The sequence below is a fragment of the Rossellomorea sp. LJF3 genome, assembly GCF_037046045.1.
In the GTDB taxonomy this organism is placed as follows: Bacteria; Bacillota; Bacilli; order Bacillales; family Bacillaceae_B; genus Rossellomorea.
The window spans coordinates 57,287-75,834 of sequence record NZ_JBANLY010000010.1 but is presented as its reverse complement, the minus strand read 5'-3'; the positions used below and the strand labels follow the sequence as shown (position 1 = coordinate 75,834).

Here is an 18,548-nt window from a genome sequence, read left to right as displayed (position 1 = left end):
GATTCATTTATCCTTCTATTCACTAAAGAACTTGCAAGTATCATGCCAACCTTTTATCCAATGCTGTATTTTTTCATTTTTCTGACTACTGACGGCTGACTGATCCCAAGATTTTGTGCCATTACAGTCGTTGTTTTATACTGCTGCCTCGCTTTCTTCAGCACCTGCTTTTCAACCGTTTCAAGAATATCCTTCAGTGATTGTCCTTCACGGTCAAACTCTGAAAGATCCCCACTATGTTTTATGTATCGCCCCGGCAGGTTCTCCATTTCAATGATCTGCCTCGAAGATGTGACAATCAGTCTCTCAATCAGGTTCATCAACTCCCTGACATTCCCTTTCCATTCCTGAATGAGAAGCTGATGGATCACCCCTTCATCCAATGTCCTCCGGCGCTGATATTTTTCACAAAAATAGCCTACAAAATAATCGATCATTGTAATAATATCCGATGTTCGTTCCCTTAAAGGCGGGATGGTAATGGGAACGACATTCAGACGAAAGAATAGATCCTGCCTGAATTCCCTGTTCTCCACGGCCATCTCCAAATCCCTGTTCGTCGCTGCCAGGACCCGAAAGTCCACCTTCCTTTGCTTCGTACCGCCGACCCGGTAAAATTGTTTCTCTTGGATGAATTTCAAGATTTTCACTTGATTAGGTTGTGACAGCTCCCCGATTTCATCAAGAAAAAGAGTACCGCCTTCTGCAAGTTCAGCCAACCCTACCTTCCCCTTGCGATCGGCCCCAGTGAACGAGCCAGGTTCATAACCGAAGAACTCAGCTTCAAATAAGGATTCCGGTATGGCACCGCAATTGACCTCAATGAAAGGTCCCCCTTTTCTTTGGCTTTTATTATGAACGAACTTCGCAATATGGGACTTCCCGACACCGGATTCCCCTAACAATAGGACATTCACATCCACTTCTGCCACCTGCAGGGCAATCTGGAGAACCCTCTTCATCTCATCGCTTGTGGCAATGATCCCTTCCGAATAATAATGACGGCTCCTGAGGATTTCGAGTTCACTTTTCACCCTTTCCATCTCATCTTCCATGTCCTCTAAGTATTTCTTCATATTCAATAATTCCGTTACGTCATGTGAATAGCTGACGACCCGCACAAGCTCTCCATTTTCATGGAAAACCGGGATCCCTGTAACCAGGAGCTTTTTTCCTTCTTTACTTGTCTGAACCAGCGTAATTTTCTTTTTTTCCTTTAATACCAATGGAGTTAAAATCGGGGTGAAGATTCCCTCCCTCTCAAGATCATAGACGGATTTCCCTACCATATCCTCTGATTTAACATTATAAATACCACCAGTCGCCTCACTGACTTTCAAAATGATTCCATCTGTATTCGTTACTAGAATATCGTCCTGCAATGAGTGAAGGATTGCTTCGTTTTCATTCCAACTTTTTTTCGTCTCAGTCACCCTGGTCACCCCTTTCATCTTCACCGGATTATTCAATTATGAATAATTCCACTGAATTTTATTATATTAATCCATTTATACCAGACTATTTTGACTTTTTATACATTTTTGAATAATTTATTTAATAATGCATAATAACCAACCCTCTTACAAAACAATTATTTTACTATTCAAATCATTTCGATTATCATTTTGGTAAGACTGTTAAAGGTGGGATAGGGATGACACATGCATTAACGATGGAACACGCCAAAGAGATGGATAAACAGGATACACTTGCCCATTTCCGGAAGGAATTCTACATAAAGGAAAATCACTATTATATGGATGGGAACTCCTTGGGACTACTATCGAAGCGAGCCGAGGAGTCGCTTTTGACCTCATTGAATGATTGGAAGGAACATGGAATCGATGGCTGGATGGACGGGCAGGAGCCGTGGTTCTATTATTCTGAGAAGCTTGGAGGAATGACGGCTCCTTTAGTGGGTGCAGAAAAGGAAGAAGTCATCGTGACGGGCTCCATCACGACGAATCTTCATCAGTTATTGGCCACCTTCTATCAACCTCACGGAAAACGAACGAGGATTCTGGCAGATGAACTCACTTTCCCTTCGGATATTTACGCGGTTCAAAGTCAGCTTGAATTAAAAGGGTATTCCCCTGACGAGCATCTGGTCCAGGTGAAAAGCAGGGATGGGTTTACCCTGCGTGAGGAAGACATCATTCTTCAAATGACCGATGAGATCGCCCTTATCCTCTTACCGTCGGTCCTTTACCGAAGCGGGCAGCTGCTGGATATCAAGCGCTTGACGGATGAAGCCCACAAACGTGGTATTGTCATCGGATTCGACCTCGCCCATTCGATCGGAGCCCTCCCTCATCAGCTGCACGAAGACGGTGTGGACTTTGCGGTGTGGTGCAATTACAAATACTTAAATAGCGGTCCTGGTGGTGTCGGGGGATTATTCGTTCACAACCGCCACAGAGGGAAGAAGCCCGGTCTTTCCGGCTGGTTCAGTTCACGGAAGGATGCGCAGTTCGATATGGATCATACGCTCACTCATGCTGATTCTGCCGGTGCTTTCCAAATCGGGACCCCCCATATTTTGAGCAGTGCCCCCCTCCTCGGCTCCCTTCAGTTATTTGAAGAAGCCGGGATTGAGAATCTGAGACAGAAATCCCTTTCTCTTACAAGGTTCATGATGGATTTATTCCATCAGGAGCTTAACGGCTATGGATTTACCATCTGTAACCCCTTTGAAGATGAACGCCGGGGCGGACATATCAGCCTGAAGCATGAGGAAGCAGCGAGGATCTGTAAAGCCTTGAAAGCAAACAGGGTGACACCTGATTTCAGGGCTCCGAACGTGATCCGGCTGGCACCTGTGGCTCTTTATTCGTCGTATGAAGATGTATGGGAGACGATTCACATCTTGAAAAACATCATGGAAAAAGAAGAATACAAGCAGTTTGAAAATACACGGAACGTTGTCGCTTAACACAGAAAGGGTGAGGCAATCATGAAAATGATCGATATTTCAAGACCCCTGCATGATGAAACCCCTGTTTGGCCGGGAGACACCCCTTTTTCCTTTTCCTTGAACTGGACGAAGGAAGAAACGGGATCCGTCAATGTCGGCCAGCTGACCATGAGTTCCCATACCGGGACCCACGTGGATGCCCCGTTCCACTTCGACAGTGACGGGAACCGGATCCTCGATATGGCCCCAGAACGTTTTATGGGACCGGCCATCGTGGTTTCGTTGGAAGGAGAGCCTGAAATCAGTCCTGAAAGATTAATGAAGATCGACTTTACTGATGTTAAAAAAGTTCTGTTTAAAACCAATGCCTGGAGTGATCCAAACCGATTCCCCGGGCACATTCCCCCTATCACGAAAGAACTTGCCCCTTTTTTAAAGGAAAAGGGCATTGATTTGATCGGGGTGGACCTTCCTTCGGTTGATCCATTGGACAGCAAGGAATTGGACGCCCATCATTCTCTGCGGGAACATGATATCGGGATTCTCGAGGGGATCGACCTTACCCATGTAACCCCTGGGCTATATGAGCTTGTGGCTCTCCCCCTTCCTCTTAAAGAAGGGGACGGTTCTCCGGTTCGTGCCGTTTTGATCGACCGAACGTAACATTATTCGTGAACCTTTTTTGTCCATAGGGTCGAATATATCTCCCCTCCTTTTTCATAGACTGATAGTAGACGGCTGAAATCATATAGCCATAAAAAGGAGTGGGGTTTATGGGAATCACCATTACCATCGGTTTTATCGTGATACTTGGGATAATCATGGGTATTCTTATTTATTTTTTAAGACAGGCTTTGGATTCGAATGATTCGAAGAAGGTTGATTCACGTGATGACCATTTTTCGCAGTGAGGGGTCGGTTTATTGATGCTCGTTTGCATTTTATAGAACGGTCGATAAACCGCAATAAAGCCCCGGTGTCCTTCACTTTCCAGGACGCCGGGGCTTTTTTTATTCGATAATGTCCTTTTCTCCCAGTTTCATAGGGCTTGAACAAAGGGGACAAACCTTGGATTCGATATCTTCATGGGTTTCGGGCCTCTGCCAGGCAATGCACTCAGAGCTTGTGCACACCCAGGCAAGAATCTTACTCACCTTTCCGCTTCTCGCTTTTTTAGGGGGCTTCTGTTCAGCGTGTGGCGTCTGTTTGAATAAATCCGCAATAAAGCGCGAGGACTTACGCTGTTCGCCTTGATAATAGGCCGGGGAAGAAATGAACAATTTCTCTTTTGCCCTCGTGATGGCTACATAGGCAAGGCGCCTTTCTTCCTCCACTGCCCCCGAAGTCTTCTCTTTTTGGCTCGGATCCTTGTAGACCTTATCCTCGAGCTTATTGGCATTGAGGGCTGAACTGTGGGGAAGATTCCCTTCAATGGCCCCGATTAAAAACACGACGGGGAACTCAAGGCCCTTTGACCGGTGAATCGTCATGAGGGACACACTGTCCGTGTCCCTGCTCCCCCTTTGATTCGAATAGATTTCCTCATACTTCGCCTTCATCTCATCAATGAAGGTAATGAAGCTTGAAATCGTATCAAAGCGCTTTGCCGAGCCTTCAAGCTCGTCCAGCATCTCTTTAATGAGCTCCTTCTGTTCCGTCACCACGTGAGATTCCTGGGCATCGATATACTGGTGATAGAATTCCTTCCGGATACGCTTGATGGCACTTTCCGGTGATTGGTCACCAATCGCCTTCAGGAACTTCATCCGTTCTTTCACATTCTTCACCTGGAAAGGCTTCAGCCCGGATAAAGTCGTTAAGTGAATGAGGGGATACTTCTTCCGCTCCTTCTGTTCTTCTTCCAGGATATGAGCCATTCCCCGGTCTCTTCGGATAAAAAGTGTGGGCAGCAGCGATTCCATGGCTGCGAAATTTCTTGGGACGATCGATAATCGCAAGTAATCCACCACGGGCTTCACGGTCCAGTTATCATAGAAGAGGGAATCTTTCTGATTGTATGGTGTGAAGGGAATCTCCTTTAACAGGAGCTGCTCAAAGACGGCACGCCCACTGCTCATGGTACGGTGGAGAATCGTCATATCTCCGTAACCATAGCCTTCATCTCGTAATCTCTGAATCTCTTCTGTGATCCAGACCGCTTCTTCATCGGCTGTGGCGGGTCTTGAATAGAGAGGCTTCTGTCCCTCCACTTTTGTTGCGATCAGCTCTTTTTTCCGCCGGTGTTCATTCCGCCCGATGACTTCATTCCCGAGTCCGATGATATAAGCGTCTGACCGGTAATTTTCTTTTAAGGTCACGACTTTGGCATCCGGAAACTCCTCATCAAAATCCAAAATGAATTCGTTCCGGGCGCCGTTAAAGGTGTAAATCGTTTGATCATCATCTCCGACCACGAAAAGATTACGATGAGCCGCAATCAATTTGATCAGCTCATATTGAACCAGATTCGTATCCTGGAATTCATCGACCATCACATATTGGAAACGGTGCTGAAGGGACGTCAGCAGATTCGGGTTTCCCAATAGTAGTTGATACGCCTCTGTCAAAATATCATCAAAATCCATCTTATGATTCATGCGCTTCCACTCTTCATATTTTAAGAGGATGCTTCGCACTTCTTTTTCTGACTTGGACTTCTCAGGGAGCTCCCGTAAATCTTTCTGATTAAGCTTATAATGAGAAAGCTTGGCAAGGAGCGTCTCGGCGTCATACGGATCATATATATTCATTTCTCTCTGGATCTGTTTCAAAATGATTTGTTTATAGCGCTCGTTCCCGATTACTTCCTGTGTGTAATGACGGGATCTGAGCAAGTAAAGGAATAGGGCATGAAACGTGCTGGCATGTACCTGTCCACCATGTTCTGCTCCCGGAAGCCTTGAAATCCGCTGCTTCATCTCTTCCGATGCTTTCTTGGTAAATGTGACAAGCAAAATATTTCTTGGCTGAATGCCTTTCACGGCCATCAAATAGCCTGCACGGCAGACGAGCACCGTTGTTTTTCCCGTTCCCGCACCGGCAAGTGTCAAGCATGGTCCTTTCACATGACGGACCGCTTCAATCTGAGCCGCATTCAAATGAATGCCCGCTTCCTCCATCGTCCGAAAGAAAAAAGCATCCTCGTCATGGGAGGATATCAGCTGCTTCGTGGTTTCCCCCTTATGGAGCGGGGCCACGGGGATCTCCTTCTTATCTGCTTCATATGGATAAATGGAATAGTTGGATACTACTTTGTTCAAAGCTCATTCTCCTAGCTTTTCTTTCGATTCATAACCTTCTCATCATAACAAGAGCCCTTTGTGAATAGCAATGACAATCTCAGGACGAAAGAGATGCACGACTGGATATGTAAATACTGTTAAACGATTGTTTAATCCCCCGAACCCTAGTAGAATAAATGTTTTGAAACACTAATCAAACGTTTGTTTAAATCAGATATGCTCCCGGAGGATTAATATATTGAAAGAAAAGGTAATAGAACATTAGGTGATAAACAATGAAACTGACAAAATGGGGCTACACCCGCTTCAACAGCATAAAAGCAGAATTCGACCACTTCCCCCACTCCCTTGTCATCCTAAAGAAAATCAGAAACTACTACTTCGTCAACAAAGTCCACTGGTCCCATCTCGACCCCGTCGTCGAAACCCATCATCTAGAACAAATGGAACTGTTGGTCAACAGGGAAATGGATCTGGAGGAGAATTACCTTAATAGGAGGTTGGATTAACGCTGGCTTTTTTGTTCATATAATGAAATTAGCGCTGTTCCAATGTAGATGTCTGATTTTGAAGTAAAGTTCAATACTGTTGTTAAATGGTTTTTACTGTTTGATCTTTGATCCAAAGAAAATATTATGAAAAAGCACAGAGTGGATTGAAGCGGAAGGTCCTCGACTCCTGCGGGGAACAACGAAAAGCGGAGGCGGCTTGCTCAGCCCCGACAAGCATAAGATGAATGGGCCGGGAAGGCGTTTTTTGCCTTCTTGGACCATTTAGCTTATGACCTCGAGGGGCTAGCCGCCGGAGCTGGACAAGGGTAGGACATCACGCAAGCCCGAGGAGGCTCAACTCACGCCCCGCGGAAAGCGAGCACCTGCAGCGGAAAGGAACGGTCTCCGTTATATTGAAATTACTCATTAGGACTAATAAATTTTTTAAAAAACCAAGAAAAAATAAGATAAACCAAGATAACCACCCATTTCAATTCAAAAACCACCCAAAATCGCACTATATTGATTATTCTGAACATTTGCATTAATTTTATAATTTGTTAATATATAATTAATAAATGATTAACAAACACAATCTTTAAAGGAAGGCGTGATTCCAATGAAGTGAGTTAGCAAAGCATGTCAGCATCACATCTCGCTTTTGAGATCGGCCCGTGAAAACTGATTTCAAGATGTGTGGATATGCGGGAATGCGCAATCTTATTTCAGGAGATGATTCCAATGAAGAATGTAAGCGAAGCATGCTAACATCATGGTACGCAAGAAGATAGCCCGTGAAAACTATCTTCGTAACATGTGGGCGTGTGGGAAAATCAGCGGCAAATGAAAATAAACTAATAAACCATGCAAGACCATTAATTTAATGTTAAATGAATGTTACGTATGTGTATTAGTAAGAAAGGATAGTAAAGTTAATTGAATAAGGTTTACTTAAGTTAAGGCGCTGTTTATGTGGTATAGACATAAGCAGCGTCTTAAATTTGTGGTCAATATTCTTCTTTTAATAGAGAGCAGACAGCCGCATCACAAAAGACGCCTTTTTCAAATGCCGCTTTTCGCAATACGCCTTCAAATGTAAAGCCGGCTTTTTCGAGACTATTCTTCGATGCCACATTTTCCGGGTCGTAATAGGCCTCGATCCGATTAAGATTCATTTCTTCAAAGCCGTACCTCAGGATCGGCTGTAATACTTCTGTGATGACCCCTTGTCTCCAATAGGATGGATGAACCTCAAACCCCACCTCGGCTTTAAAATGTTCTTTTTCCCATTGATGAAACCCGCAGCTGCCAATGATCTCGCCGGATTCTTTTAAGGCGATTCCCCATCGGATTCCTTCATTCAGGTGAAACCTTTCGTTCCACTTCTCGATGATCTTAAGTGCCTGTTTTTCCTCATGAAACGATTCCAGATCATAATATCGGGTGACTTCATCTTTTGAGAAATAATCAAAAACACGGGGAGCATCCCCTTCTTTCATCTGCCGTAAGCGAAATCTATCTGTTTCAAGTGCCGGAAAGGTTCGTGTCAACATTTTCATTCTCCTTTTCTTCTTGTTCTCCTTATGTATTCAACATGGGATTTTCCAATGCCTCCTTGTCAGAGTAATTTTTTATAAATGAACCGTTTGTGTTCTTTCCTTTATCTGGTTACAATCGAAGTAATTGATGAAAAAGGATGGGGATTACGATGAAGGCCGAGAAAATACTGGTAAGCACTGCCCTATTCACAGGGAATGCAACTGCTCCCATCGATGGCTTCGTTGCAATAAAGGATGACGCGATCATCGGGGTCGGTCCCCGTTCGGAGATGGAAAGTTTCATAGGACCCTCTACGGACGTCAGGGATGCAGGAAACCGCCTGGTGACGGCAGGGTTCCATGACTTTCATCTTCATTGGTTTTTAGGAGCGATGTTTGAGGGGTTTTGTCAACTGACTTTCGGGACCACAGAGGATATGACGGCGAAAATGGTTGCGGAGTATGCCCGGGAACATCCCGATGAGGAATGGGTGCTTGGATTCGGATGGCATCATGTCCGCTGGCCGGACCAGATCACCCCCACCCGCCATTCATTGGATCGGTACCTGCCCCACCGCCCTGTGATTTTGCTCAATGAAGAAGCTCATAGCGCATGGCTGAATACGGCTGCCCTTGAGAAATTAGGGATTCACCGGGATACTCCCGCACCTCCTTTCGGTAAGATTGAAAAAGATGCCGACGGTGAACCAACCGGATTTTTATATGAGACGGCCGTACAGTATGTGAAGGAAGCTTTTACATTCGAGAAGAAAGTAAAGGACAGATTGATGAACGGAATGCTGAAGAAGACGGCTTCCTACGGGATCACTTCCGTTGCGGACATGCTGCCTCTTCCCGGCTATACATTGGGAGATCCCGGATTTTATCGCGAATTTGAAGATAAAGGGGAGCTGACGACACGCATTCACTTCCTGGATGTGCTGGATGGTGACCTCGGGCGTGGCATTCAATTCAGGGAGAAGTATCAATCGGATAAGCTTCAGTTTTCAGGTTTGAAGCAGTTCCTGGATGGGGTCCCCCTGACGTATACGGGGTATTTGCTTCAGCCATACTCTGACCGGCCCACTGAAAATGGCGGGACCATTTATGAACCACATGTTTATCAAAAGTGGATCGAGGATGCTGACCGGGAAGGGTTCCGGATCCGCCTGCACGCTTGCGGGGACGCCGCTGTCCGGTTGGGCCTGGATGTGTATGAGCATGCGAGGAAGGTCAATGGTGCAAGGGACTCAAGACATACGATCGAACATATTGAAGTATGCGACCCACAGGATTTCGAGCGTTTCCGGAAGCTCGGAGTCATCGCATCCATCCAGCCCGAGCATCTCACGTCGGGTTCGATGGATTCCCATGCTTATCTGGACAGACTCGGGATGGAGCGGGCACGCTATACGTGGCCGATCGGTTCATTGGAGAAGCATGACGCAGCCATTGCATTCGGAACGGACTTTCCGATTGTGGACTTGAATCCGATGCTCGGCCTGTACAGGGCCGTCACACGGAAGCACGAAGACGGTTCTCCTCAAGGCGGATGGAACCCTCATGAGAAAATTCCGTTGGCCCATGCCCTGATCCATTACACGAAATCCCCTGCTTACGGAAACTTCAGGGAACATGATTTAGGAACGATCGAAGTCGGAAAGAAAGCTGATTTAGCCGTTTTGGACCGGAATCCTTTCCAAGTTGATGCGGAGGAACTCCTTGAGACGAGTGTATGGATGACACTGATGGACGGCAGGATTGTGTATGAAAAATAGCGGAAGTGTATAACTAAATAGAGGTCCGTCCCTCATATCCGGGGACGGACCTCTATTTTTATTTTGTTTCCGGTTGTTGCAGTCCGCCGCCGCGGATGGTTTTTTCCTGGAATGGGAGGTTGAGTTCTTTGCTTAGTTTTTCAAGGAAGCTCAGTTCACGCTTGGATACGAGGCAGATGACGGTTCCTTCTGCTCCCATGCGGCCGGTTCTTCCTGAACGGTGAATGTATTGCTTTGTGTCACTCGGAAAATCGAAATGGATGACGTGTGTAACATCGGTGATATCGAGACCGCGTGCCGCGACATCGGTTGTCAGAAGCATGGACACCTTCCCGGAGCGGAAACGGTCCAGGGATTGCTTACGCTCCATCTTATTCGATTCTCCTGCGAGTACTTCGAGCTCGACTCCCTTATATTTAAGCTTCTCTTCCATTTCAGAGAGTTTCTCCAGTTGATTGAAGAATACAAGTGCCTTGATCCCTTTGAAATAAGAGATACTTCTGAGGGCTTCCATCTTATCCCTCAATTCACTATATACAAAGACATGGTCGACTTTCGGATTATCAAGGTTGGCTTCCATTTTGACAATTTCATGGTTTTGTAAGAGAGATTCGGCTACTTGTTCCGTTTCATCTGATAAAGTTGCAGAGAAGAAAAGCACCTGACGCTCTTTCAAAGTCGATTTGATGATATCCTTCACTTCCCGGATATGCTCTGATGAAATCATTAAGTCAAACTCATCGACGACGATCGTTTTCACTTCATGCATCTTCAGTTTTTTCATTTTCATCAGTTCGATCAGGCGACCTGTTGTTCCGACTACGATATGAGGCTTTTTCTTCAGCTTCTCGACTTGTTTCTTGACGTTCGCCCCACCGATCAAGGCAGCACTCGTAATGTCCGTCCCCTTAGCCCATTTCTGGATTTCCTGGTGGATCTGCATGACCAGCTCTCTTGATGGTGCAAGGATGACAGCCTGTGCCTGTTTTCTTGATGGATCGATGGCCTGGATGATCGGGAGTAAATATGTCAGGGTTTTTCCGGTCCCCGTTGGAGATTCACATACGACATCTTTCCCTTCCATGATAAGGGGCACGACTTTTTCCTGTACAGGAGTGAATGCCGTAAACCCTGATTCTTCCCAGTTTTTCTGTAGTTTTGGCGAATGGATGATGCTTGAGATTGAATTCATTCGTTTCGTCCTTTCTTAATCGGCAAAGGCAGAAGGCTTTTCCTCAATGGGCAAGCTGATTTCCACTGCCGTTCCTTTTTCTTTTACACTTTGAAAGTATATATGTCCTTTATGGCGCTGGATGATTTTTTTGCATACGGCAAGACCGAGGCCCGTGCCTTTTTCTTTTGTCGAATAAAACGGTTCTCCCAGATGTTCGATTCTTCCAGGCTCCATGCCGACTCCATTATCCTTCACGATTACCTGGGCGTTCGTCCCCTGCTCTTCCAACGTGATGGAGACCTTCCCATCCCTGGATGCGGGGATAGCTTCCACGGCATTTTTTATGATATTGATGAAAACCTGTTTAAGCTGATTTGACTCTCCTGACACATACAAAGGTGTTTCAGACAGGTTCTCATATGTAATGGACACATTATCAAGATTAGCCTGTGCTTCCATCAGGACGAGGACCTGCTGGAGGATATCATCGAGTCTTTCATGACGGAAGTGGGTTTCCTGTTGTTTCCCAAGGATCAGCATCTCACCTGAGATCAAATCAATTCGATCCACTTCAGAGAGCATAATGTCCAGATGATCGTGATTAATGGTATTCGTCGTTTGCATAAGTTGGATAAATCCCTTGAGAGAAGTAAGCGGGTTGCGGATTTCATGGGCAACGGCAGCTGCTAATTGACCAATGACGGAAAGCTTTTCCGATGCGACGACCATTTCTTCGTTTTCCCGAATCAATGTGATATCCCTTGCGATTGCGAACATTCCTGTCACCTCACGATTGATGATAATCGGAACGAGGGAGCACCTGAGGATCTTTCCTTTATTATCCCCGATATGGATCTTCGTTTCAAAGGTGGATGCGATGCCTTTGATCGCAGCGAAAAAGTAGTCTGTCACCCGCTTCATTTCTTCTTCATCCAGGAACTTACTGAATTTCACTTCCTTTAACTCTTCATGAGTGAATTCAAGCAATCCCTCGGCTTCTGCATTCACAGAAGTAACATGTCCATCTAAGCTCAGCTCTAAGACAGCATCGGGATTCTGCTCGAACAACGAATGATAATGCTGATTCCTTATCTGAAGCTGTTTCTCTTTTTTGGACAGTTTATCGTTGGAGAGAATCAGTTCATTGGTCCTGCGGTATACCAGGAAGAATATGATGATACCTGTTACAAACGTAAATAACCAGCCCTTATAGCGCTGAAAATAAATATACATACTAAGCTTTTCATGTGCGATGATCATGGAAACATAATCAGAAAATACAATCCATAATGCGCCTAACAATACATAGGTGACGGATATTCTCAAGGCAATATCTTTAGCTTGTTTCATGTTGTGAAATTCACCTAAATTCCAAATAGTCTTTCCCCTATGATTTCTCAGTTCTTATCCATTTATCAAAAATACTCATAAGACTGAAATACGAGAGTATCTTCATCCGTTTCATTTACTTTTACAACACACATAATAATAACATAGGGAGCCTGTATGAAGAGAATAAATAATAAGTTGAACCTACGGATTTCAAAGGATTCTTTTCATCCATAAACCACCTCCACCCATTCATCTTGAATTCCATATCTTTTTCATCCTTCAATATCCCCCTATCTCTTCAAAGAAACCCCGCCCTTTTTCCTAATTTTTCAAATTGGTGTTTATTTTTCTCAGGGAAGGTAAAAAGAGAACAATATGATAGTGAAGGCAGGTGATGCGAATGTTAAGTATGATGTATGGGAGCAAACCTTTCAGTAAAAGCGGTACAATCACTCTCCCCCATAAATGGAGGGAGCAGTTTGGACTGCTGCCGGGAAAGCTTGCAGAGCTCGTCTATCAAAACAATTGCCTCTATATTAAGCAGGCCACGCGGGACTCAACCCATAACAAACGCTACATCTCAGAAAAAGGAACGGTCCACATCCCGAAGGAACTCCGGGAAGAAATGGGCATGACGTATCCATCCTCCTACTGCTTGCACGTCAACGAAAAAGACAACTGTTTTATGATCACAACGGAGAAACAATAAAATGAGGTCCGTCCCTCGCTGCTTTAAAGCGATGAGGGACGGACCTTTGGTTGTTGGGTGGTGATGCTGCTTCCCGTTTGGGAGATGGATAGTTTGCGGACGTCCATGGTCGGGAAGGATTGTTCGAGCTGGCGGAAGAGCCATTCGCTAGCTTCCCGTTCCACAAAGCAGGCAACCGTGGGGCCGGCCCCGCTTAAAGCGACGCCGAAAGCACCGAATCGATCCGCCACTTTTTCAACGGCATCGTAATGGGGAAGAAGCTTTCTCCGGTGAGGCTGATGGTAACGATCCCGCTTCATCATCTTCCCCACCATTTCCCAATCACCGGTCAGGAACGCCGCCACTAAAACATTGGATACCGCTCCTGCACCCACGGATTCTGAAAATGATAGAGATGATGGGAGGACATTTCTCGAATCCGACGTTTTCAGCTCCGCTTTCGGAATGACACATACCACATCGATTGGAAGGTCAGGCACCGTTATCAGGTTGACGCCTTTTTCATCCTGACAGCTGACGACAAACCCTCCGTAGAGCGATGCCCCGACGTTATCGGGATGACCTTCGAAACGATTTGCCAAAACCAGCTTCATTTCCTGGGTCAAGTTGAGGTCGCATAAAGCATTGGCGAGCTCGACCCCTGCCACGACAGCCGCTGCACTGGATCCGAGACCCCTGGTCAAAGGGATATCACTTGATACGTATAAATGACATGGAACAGGCTTCCTGCCATATTCACCCGCCACTTCCTTGACCACTTCTACGATGAAATGCGACTCATCTGCAGGGAATACCTCAAGGGCCGCTGACAAAGGTATCACCTGCCAGTCATCTGCTTCATATGCATCTATCCTTAAAAAAACATCCAAAGCCAAACCAAGTGAGTCAAATCCGGCTCCTAAATTGGCTGTGCTTCCCGGGACGATGATTTTCCACGAGCGCGGTTCCCGGCCTTTCATACCCCGATCGTTCCCTTGATGTAATCCTTCACCAGTTCACGATCGTTTGGCAGCTTCACCGGTGTCACCGGGCTGCACTCCATCGCCGTAACCGGATCTTTCAATCCATTCCCCGTCAATACCGCGACAACCTTCGACCCTTGTTCAAGGAGCCCTTTCTCCAATGACTTCTTGATCCCTGCGATGGAAGCGCATGAAGCCGGCTCTGCGAAGATCCCTTCTTTCCTTGCCATCAGCTGATAGGCTTCCAGGATTTCCTCATCCGTCACTTCATCAATATGGCCGTTGGATTCCTTCAGTGCGTCGACGGCCAATGTCCAGCTCGCCGGGTTCCCGATGCGGATGGCAGTGGCAATCGTTTCGGGCTGGGGAAACACGCGGTCGTGGACGAGAGCCGCTGCCCCCGATGCCTCAAAGCCGAACATGCGGGGAAGGGATGAAGAGCTGCGTTCTGAATATTCCTTGAATCCTTTCCAGTATGCTGATATATTGCCTGCATTCCCGACAGGTATCGCGAGCACATCCGGGGCTTCCCCTAATCCTTCGATGACTTCGAAGGCAGCTGTTTTCTGTCCTTCCAGTCGATATGGATTCACCGAATTCACAAGCGTGACGGATTCCGTTTTACTCAGCTCCCGGACAATCTCCAGGGCTTCATCGAAATTCCCTTCGATTGAAATGATCTCGGCCCCGTACATGACGGCTTGAGCCAATTTCCCTTGAGCGATTTTCCCCTCCGGAATGACGACGATGCATTTGATCCCCGCCCTTGCCGCATATGCTGCAGCTGAGGCGGAAGTATTGCCTGTCGAAGCGCAAATGACCGTCCGGCTGCCTGATTCCACCGCTTTTGCAACGGCCAGGACCATCCCCCGGTCCTTAAAGGAACCTGTCGGGTTCGCCCCCTCAACCTTTGCATAAAGCTCGATGCCCCATTCCTCGGATAACGACTTCAGCTCGATCAATGGAGTGTTGCCTTCGTTCAAGCTTAAAAGGGGAGTATCTGCATTTAATGGAAGCTGTTCTCCGTACTGTTCCAGTAGTCCTTTCCATCTCATCCTTTTTCTCCTCCTTCTACGCGGTATGAGCTTTCGATCGAATGAACCGCTTCATAATCCTTCAGCTCCATCAGGATATCTTCGTAATGCTCCAGGGATGCCTTATGAGTCACCAGGACGATTTCAGCAAACTCATCACTGTCCAGGGGATTCTGAAGTATTTTCTCGAAACTGACTCCGTGATTCGAGAAGATGGACGTCAGTTTGGCCAATACACCCACTTCGTCACGAACGTGCAGCCGTAAGAAATATTTTGAATGAATTTCATCAGGTTCTTTTAGTTTCTTCGGGAACTGAGGATTCACGGCACTCTTCCCATTCACGCCCAGTCTCATATTCTTCATGATTCCCACCATATCGGATACGACAGCGGTCGCTGTCGGAAGACTCCCTGCACCTGGACCGTAAAACATCGTTTCCCCCACTGCTTCGCCGTACACGTACACGGCGTTATATTCATCATGTACAGACGCGAGGGGGTGTTCATTTTGCAGCAGGGTCGGCTCCACGCTCACCTCTACCTTTTCCCCTTCCCGGTGGGCGTAACCGATGAGCTTCATCGTGTAACCGAATTGTTCGGCATATTGGATGTCATCTCCCGTTACTTCCGTGATGCCCTTCACTTTCACATCCGCCAGGTCCACATTCATGGAGAACCCCAGAGTGGACAGGATCGCCATCTTCCTTGCTGCATCCAATCCACCGACATCTGCCGTAGGATCCGATTCAGCATAGCCGAGATCCTGGGCTTCCTTTAGGACATCATCGAAGGTCCGTCCCTCTTTCGTCATCTTTGTCAAAATGAAGTTCGTTGTCCCGTTGACGATTCCCATCATTTTCGTGATGCGGTCCGAGGCAAGGCCATCTACTAAACTTCTTAATATCGGGATGCCTCCTGCGACGCTTGCTTCGTAGAATAAGTCACAGCCATTTTCCGAGGCAGCTCTTAATAATTCAGGTCCATGGAGGGCCATGAGATCTTTGTTTGCAGTGACGACATGCTTACCTTCGTTTAATGCATGCAGGAGATGCTCCTTCGTTGCTTCGATTCCACCCATGACCTCGACCACAATATCAATTTCAGGGTCAAACAGGACTTCCTCAGGATTTAAGGTTAATATGCTGTTTTCGATTTCCAGTCCCCTGTCTTTCTCTAAATCCTGAACGAGGGCTCTTTTCACCGTCACCGGGCAGCCGATCTGATGAGACAATTTATCCTGATGATTCTCTACTATCTTCACCACTCCGGCTCCCACCGTTCCGAGTCCTAAAAGTCCGATTGAAATTGATTCCATAAGCCGAAAACCTCCATTTGTTTATTTCTGGTGTACATTTGTATTTGTATAGTGGACATTATAGTTGAAAAAATTACCTATTACAATAGGTTTTTGCGTATTTTCAGAATGTAAGAGCTTACAAGTTTAATTGAATATGATCGTTCTAGTTATCTCCACGAAAAATCATGCTGGATTTGTACTTTTCAAGGATCACCTATGATTTGTTGATCTTTTTTTCGGATTGTTGTGGTGCTTTTGTCTATTATCACGGCACTCCCAACCCCAACTTGTAGATAATTGCGTCATTATAGGGGGGGGGATTGCGTCATTATTATGTTTATTGCGTCATTTTCTCGATAATTGCGTCATTTCACATAGTAATTGCGCTTTTTACCATTTATAGGAATTTCACCAAAACCCTGTACCAAACGGTAAAAACAGAGGACCGCTCCCAACTACTCACGCAGTTTAGAGCCGTCCCATCTTTACACAATATGATGCAGCTGTCTGGCCATTTTGGACAAATCCCGATAAACAGGGATTTTACTCGGGTCGGCGTTCCCGCCACTGATGACGCAGCCTACCTTTTTACCCTGTACCTTGACTTTTTGACACATGGCTGCCGCCAAGGATGCGGCTCCCGCTCCTTCGACGAGGGTTTTCTCCCGTTGAAGCATGAACATGATGCTATAGGAGATTTCTTCATCGGTCACGGTGACCATGTCGTCCACATACTTCCGGATGATCGGAAACGTGAGCTCTCCAGGCTTCTTGACGAGGATCCCGTCAGCAATGGTATGAACATGCTCAAGGGAACCCTTATTGCTTCCTGTAAAAAAATTATACGTAGCCGGCGCTCCCAAAGCCTGCACGCCAACAATCTGTACGCGGGGATTAAAGGCTTTCACGGCCAGTGCCATCCCTGCCAGCAGTCCGCCTCCACCGACGGGGACGAGAATCATGTCTAAATCACTGAGCTGTTGAAGCATTTCCAGTGCGACTGTCCCTTGTCCAGCCATCACTTTATGATCATCAAATGCATGAACATACGTCGAGCCTTTTTTGATTTTCTCCTCAAGTGCTGCCCCGTAGGCTTCCTGATAGGTGTCTCCAGTCAAAACGATTTCAGCTCCGTAATGTTTCGTTGCCGCAACTTTAGTAGAAGGCGTCCGCTTTGGCATGAAGATTTTTGAAGGGACTCCTCGCTTGGAGGCAGCCAGCGCCACCCCTTGGGCATGATTACCTGCCGAAGCGGCAATGATCCCCTTCCCTGCTTCTTCTTCAGACAATGACATGATTTTATTCATGGCACCCCTTACTTTGAAGGAACCTGTCCGCTGCAGATTCTCCATTTTCAAATAGACTTCTCCACCAGTGAACGCATTCAGCGTCGATGATTGCTTTAACGGTGTTCGATGCACCTGATGACTGATTCTTTCCATTGCTTCTACCACTTCAGTGTTATCCATTAAATTCCCAAGTCACTCACCTCATATTTTTTTTCGTAGTCTTCGATATGGTTACCGTAATGCAACGTTAAATCGATTTCATCCAGACCCTTCAGAAGCATCGTTTTCCAATAAGGATCAATGTCAAAGGAGACACGCAGCCCCTCAGAATCACAAATGGTCTGGTGCTCAAGGGACACTTCAATTTTATATAAATCAACTTGACTCTCATTCTTCATGAGGGCATCGACTGTTTTATCATCCAACTGAATCGGCAGGATCCCATTCTTTAAACAATTGTTATAAAAAATGTCTGCGAAGCTCTTCGCGATGATCACTTGAAATCCATAGTCCTGAAGGGCCCAGGGTGCATGTTCCCGTGAAGACCCGCATCCGAAATTCTTTCCGCCGAGAAGAATCTCGGAATCCCGGTATTTTGGGGTATCCAATGAGAAGTCGTGTCTCAGGGACTTCCCATCGTCTTCAAACCGCCAATGATAAAACAAGAACTGACCGAAGCCTTTACGCTCGATCCTTTTCAAGAATTGTTTCGGTATGATTTGATCCGTATCTACGTTGTCCCTCCTGAGAGGAAATACATTCGCTTCCACATGATTGATTGCCACCC

Annotated in this window: 16 protein-coding genes; 6 read left to right on the top strand and 10 right to left on the bottom strand. The window is 46.3% G+C overall.

What is annotated here, in order from left to right; all coding sequences use genetic code 11:
• Nucleotides 1-53: 53 nt before the first annotated feature.
• Nucleotides 54-1,433, bottom strand: a complete 1,380-nt coding sequence (locus tag V8G47_RS11540; protein ID WP_442970831.1) for a sigma-54 interaction domain-containing protein — start codon at nt 1,431-1,433, stop codon at nt 54-56.
• A 221-nt stretch (nt 1,434-1,654) separates the two neighbouring features.
• Here V8G47_RS11540 and kynU point away from each other — a divergent pair, with 221 nt between their 5' ends.
• The 3 genes from kynU to V8G47_RS11525 all read left to right on the top strand — a co-directional run bounded on the left by kynU (nt 1,655) and on the right by V8G47_RS11525 (nt 3,825).
• Nucleotides 1,655-2,932 carry a kynureninase gene (gene kynU / locus V8G47_RS11535; protein WP_336200238.1) on the top strand — a complete coding sequence of 426 codons (1,278 nt, stop codon included), beginning with the start codon at nt 1,655-1,657 and terminating at the stop codon, nt 2,930-2,932.
• Nucleotides 2,933-2,953: 21 nt separating this feature from the next.
• Nucleotides 2,954-3,577 carry an arylformamidase gene (kynB, locus tag V8G47_RS11530; RefSeq protein ID WP_336200237.1) on the top strand — a complete coding sequence of 208 codons (624 nt, stop codon included), beginning with the start codon at nt 2,954-2,956 and terminating at the stop codon, nt 3,575-3,577.
• A 110-nt stretch (nt 3,578-3,687) separates the two neighbouring features.
• On the top strand, nt 3,688-3,825 hold the full coding sequence (locus V8G47_RS11525; RefSeq protein WP_179884835.1) for a hypothetical protein: 138 nt from the start codon (nt 3,688-3,690) through the stop codon (nt 3,823-3,825).
• 99 nt (nt 3,826-3,924) lie between these two features.
• Here V8G47_RS11525 and V8G47_RS11520 read toward each other — a convergent pair whose 3' ends face one another.
• On the bottom strand, nt 3,925-6,174 hold the full coding sequence (locus V8G47_RS11520) for a UvrD-helicase domain-containing protein (RefSeq protein WP_336200235.1): 2,250 nt from the start codon (nt 6,172-6,174) through the stop codon (nt 3,925-3,927).
• A 257-nt stretch (nt 6,175-6,431) separates the two neighbouring features.
• Between V8G47_RS11520 and V8G47_RS11515 the strand changes: the two genes are divergently transcribed.
• Complete coding sequence (locus V8G47_RS11515) at nt 6,432-6,665, top strand: hypothetical protein (protein ID WP_336200234.1); 234 nt, start codon at nt 6,432-6,434, stop codon at nt 6,663-6,665.
• Nucleotides 6,666-7,654: 989 nt separating this feature from the next.
• On the opposite strand, the gene V8G47_RS11510 is transcribed toward V8G47_RS11515, so the two are convergent.
• Complete coding sequence (locus tag V8G47_RS11510; protein WP_336200233.1) at nt 7,655-8,200, bottom strand: GNAT family N-acetyltransferase; 546 nt, start codon at nt 8,198-8,200, stop codon at nt 7,655-7,657.
• A gap of 155 nt (nt 8,201-8,355) precedes the next feature.
• Here V8G47_RS11510 and V8G47_RS11505 point away from each other — a divergent pair, with 155 nt between their 5' ends.
• Nucleotides 8,356-9,963 (top strand): amidohydrolase, encoded by a 1,608-nt coding sequence (locus V8G47_RS11505; RefSeq protein ID WP_336200232.1) that lies wholly within the window; start codon nt 8,356-8,358, stop codon nt 9,961-9,963.
• A gap of 58 nt (nt 9,964-10,021) precedes the next feature.
• Here V8G47_RS11505 and V8G47_RS11500 read toward each other — a convergent pair whose 3' ends face one another.
• Entirely contained in the window at nt 10,022-11,155 is a 1,134-nt protein-coding gene (locus tag V8G47_RS11500; protein WP_336200231.1) for a DEAD/DEAH box helicase, read from the bottom strand.
• A 15-nt stretch (nt 11,156-11,170) separates the two neighbouring features.
• Complete coding sequence (locus V8G47_RS11495; protein WP_336200230.1) at nt 11,171-12,487, bottom strand: ATP-binding protein; 1,317 nt, start codon at nt 12,485-12,487, stop codon at nt 11,171-11,173.
• A 382-nt stretch (nt 12,488-12,869) separates the two neighbouring features.
• On the opposite strand from V8G47_RS11495, the gene V8G47_RS11490 reads away from it, so the two are divergent.
• Nucleotides 12,870-13,178, top strand: a complete 309-nt coding sequence (locus tag V8G47_RS11490; protein ID WP_336200229.1) for an AbrB/MazE/SpoVT family DNA-binding domain-containing protein — start codon at nt 12,870-12,872, stop codon at nt 13,176-13,178.
• Nucleotides 13,179-13,201: 23 nt separating this feature from the next.
• On the opposite strand, the gene thrB is transcribed toward V8G47_RS11490, so the two are convergent.
• The 5 genes from thrB to leuD form a co-directional block, all read right to left on the bottom strand.
• Nucleotides 13,202-14,137, bottom strand: a complete 936-nt coding sequence (thrB, locus tag V8G47_RS11485; RefSeq protein WP_336200228.1) for a homoserine kinase — start codon at nt 14,135-14,137, stop codon at nt 13,202-13,204.
• Nucleotides 14,134-15,195 (bottom strand): threonine synthase, encoded by a 1,062-nt coding sequence (thrC, locus tag V8G47_RS11480; protein WP_336200227.1) that lies wholly within the window; start codon nt 15,193-15,195, stop codon nt 14,134-14,136. Before thrC ends, thrB begins: the two co-directional genes overlap by 4 nt.
• Nucleotides 15,192-16,490 (bottom strand): homoserine dehydrogenase, encoded by a 1,299-nt coding sequence (locus V8G47_RS11475; RefSeq protein ID WP_336200226.1) that lies wholly within the window; start codon nt 16,488-16,490, stop codon nt 15,192-15,194. Before V8G47_RS11475 ends, thrC begins: the two co-directional genes overlap by 4 nt.
• A 467-nt stretch (nt 16,491-16,957) precedes the next feature.
• A complete protein-coding gene (ilvA, locus tag V8G47_RS11470; RefSeq protein WP_336200225.1) occupies nt 16,958-17,941 on the bottom strand; it encodes a threonine ammonia-lyase in 984 nt (327 codons plus the stop codon).
• Entirely contained in the window at nt 17,941-18,546 is a 606-nt protein-coding gene (leuD, locus tag V8G47_RS11465; RefSeq protein ID WP_336200224.1) for a 3-isopropylmalate dehydratase small subunit, read from the bottom strand. The genes ilvA and leuD overlap by 1 nt, the downstream gene beginning before the upstream one ends.
• Nucleotides 18,547-18,548: the final 2 nt, after the last annotated feature.

Bases quoted from the DNA above. Each gene is read 5' to 3' on its own strand.
- kynU (WP_336200238.1), top strand. From the start codon at position 1,655: ATGACACATGCATTAACGATGGAACACGCCAAAGAGATGGATAAACAG.
- kynB (WP_336200237.1), top strand. From the start codon at position 2,954: ATGAAAATGATCGATATTTCAAGACCCCTGCATGATGAAACCCCTGTT.
- V8G47_RS11525 (WP_179884835.1), top strand. From the start codon at position 3,688: ATGGGAATCACCATTACCATCGGTTTTATCGTGATACTTGGGATAATC.
- V8G47_RS11515 (WP_336200234.1), top strand. From the start codon at position 6,432: ATGAAACTGACAAAATGGGGCTACACCCGCTTCAACAGCATAAAAGCA.
- V8G47_RS11510 (WP_336200233.1), bottom strand. From the start codon at position 8,200: ATGTTGACACGAACCTTTCCGGCACTTGAAACAGATAGATTTCGCTTA.
- V8G47_RS11505 (WP_336200232.1), top strand. From the start codon at position 8,356: ATGAAGGCCGAGAAAATACTGGTAAGCACTGCCCTATTCACAGGGAAT.
- V8G47_RS11500 (WP_336200231.1), bottom strand. From the start codon at position 11,155: ATGAATTCAATCTCAAGCATCATCCATTCGCCAAAACTACAGAAAAAC.
- V8G47_RS11495 (WP_336200230.1), bottom strand. From the start codon at position 12,487: ATGAAACAAGCTAAAGATATTGCCTTGAGAATATCCGTCACCTATGTA.
- V8G47_RS11490 (WP_336200229.1), top strand. From the start codon at position 12,870: ATGTTAAGTATGATGTATGGGAGCAAACCTTTCAGTAAAAGCGGTACA.
- thrB (WP_336200228.1), bottom strand. From the start codon at position 14,137: ATGAAAGGCCGGGAACCGCGCTCGTGGAAAATCATCGTCCCGGGAAGC.
- thrC (WP_336200227.1), bottom strand. From the start codon at position 15,195: ATGAGATGGAAAGGACTACTGGAACAGTACGGAGAACAGCTTCCATTA.
- V8G47_RS11475 (WP_336200226.1), bottom strand. From the start codon at position 16,490: ATGGAATCAATTTCAATCGGACTTTTAGGACTCGGAACGGTGGGAGCC.
- ilvA (WP_336200225.1), bottom strand. From the start codon at position 17,941: ATGGATAACACTGAAGTGGTAGAAGCAATGGAAAGAATCAGTCATCAG.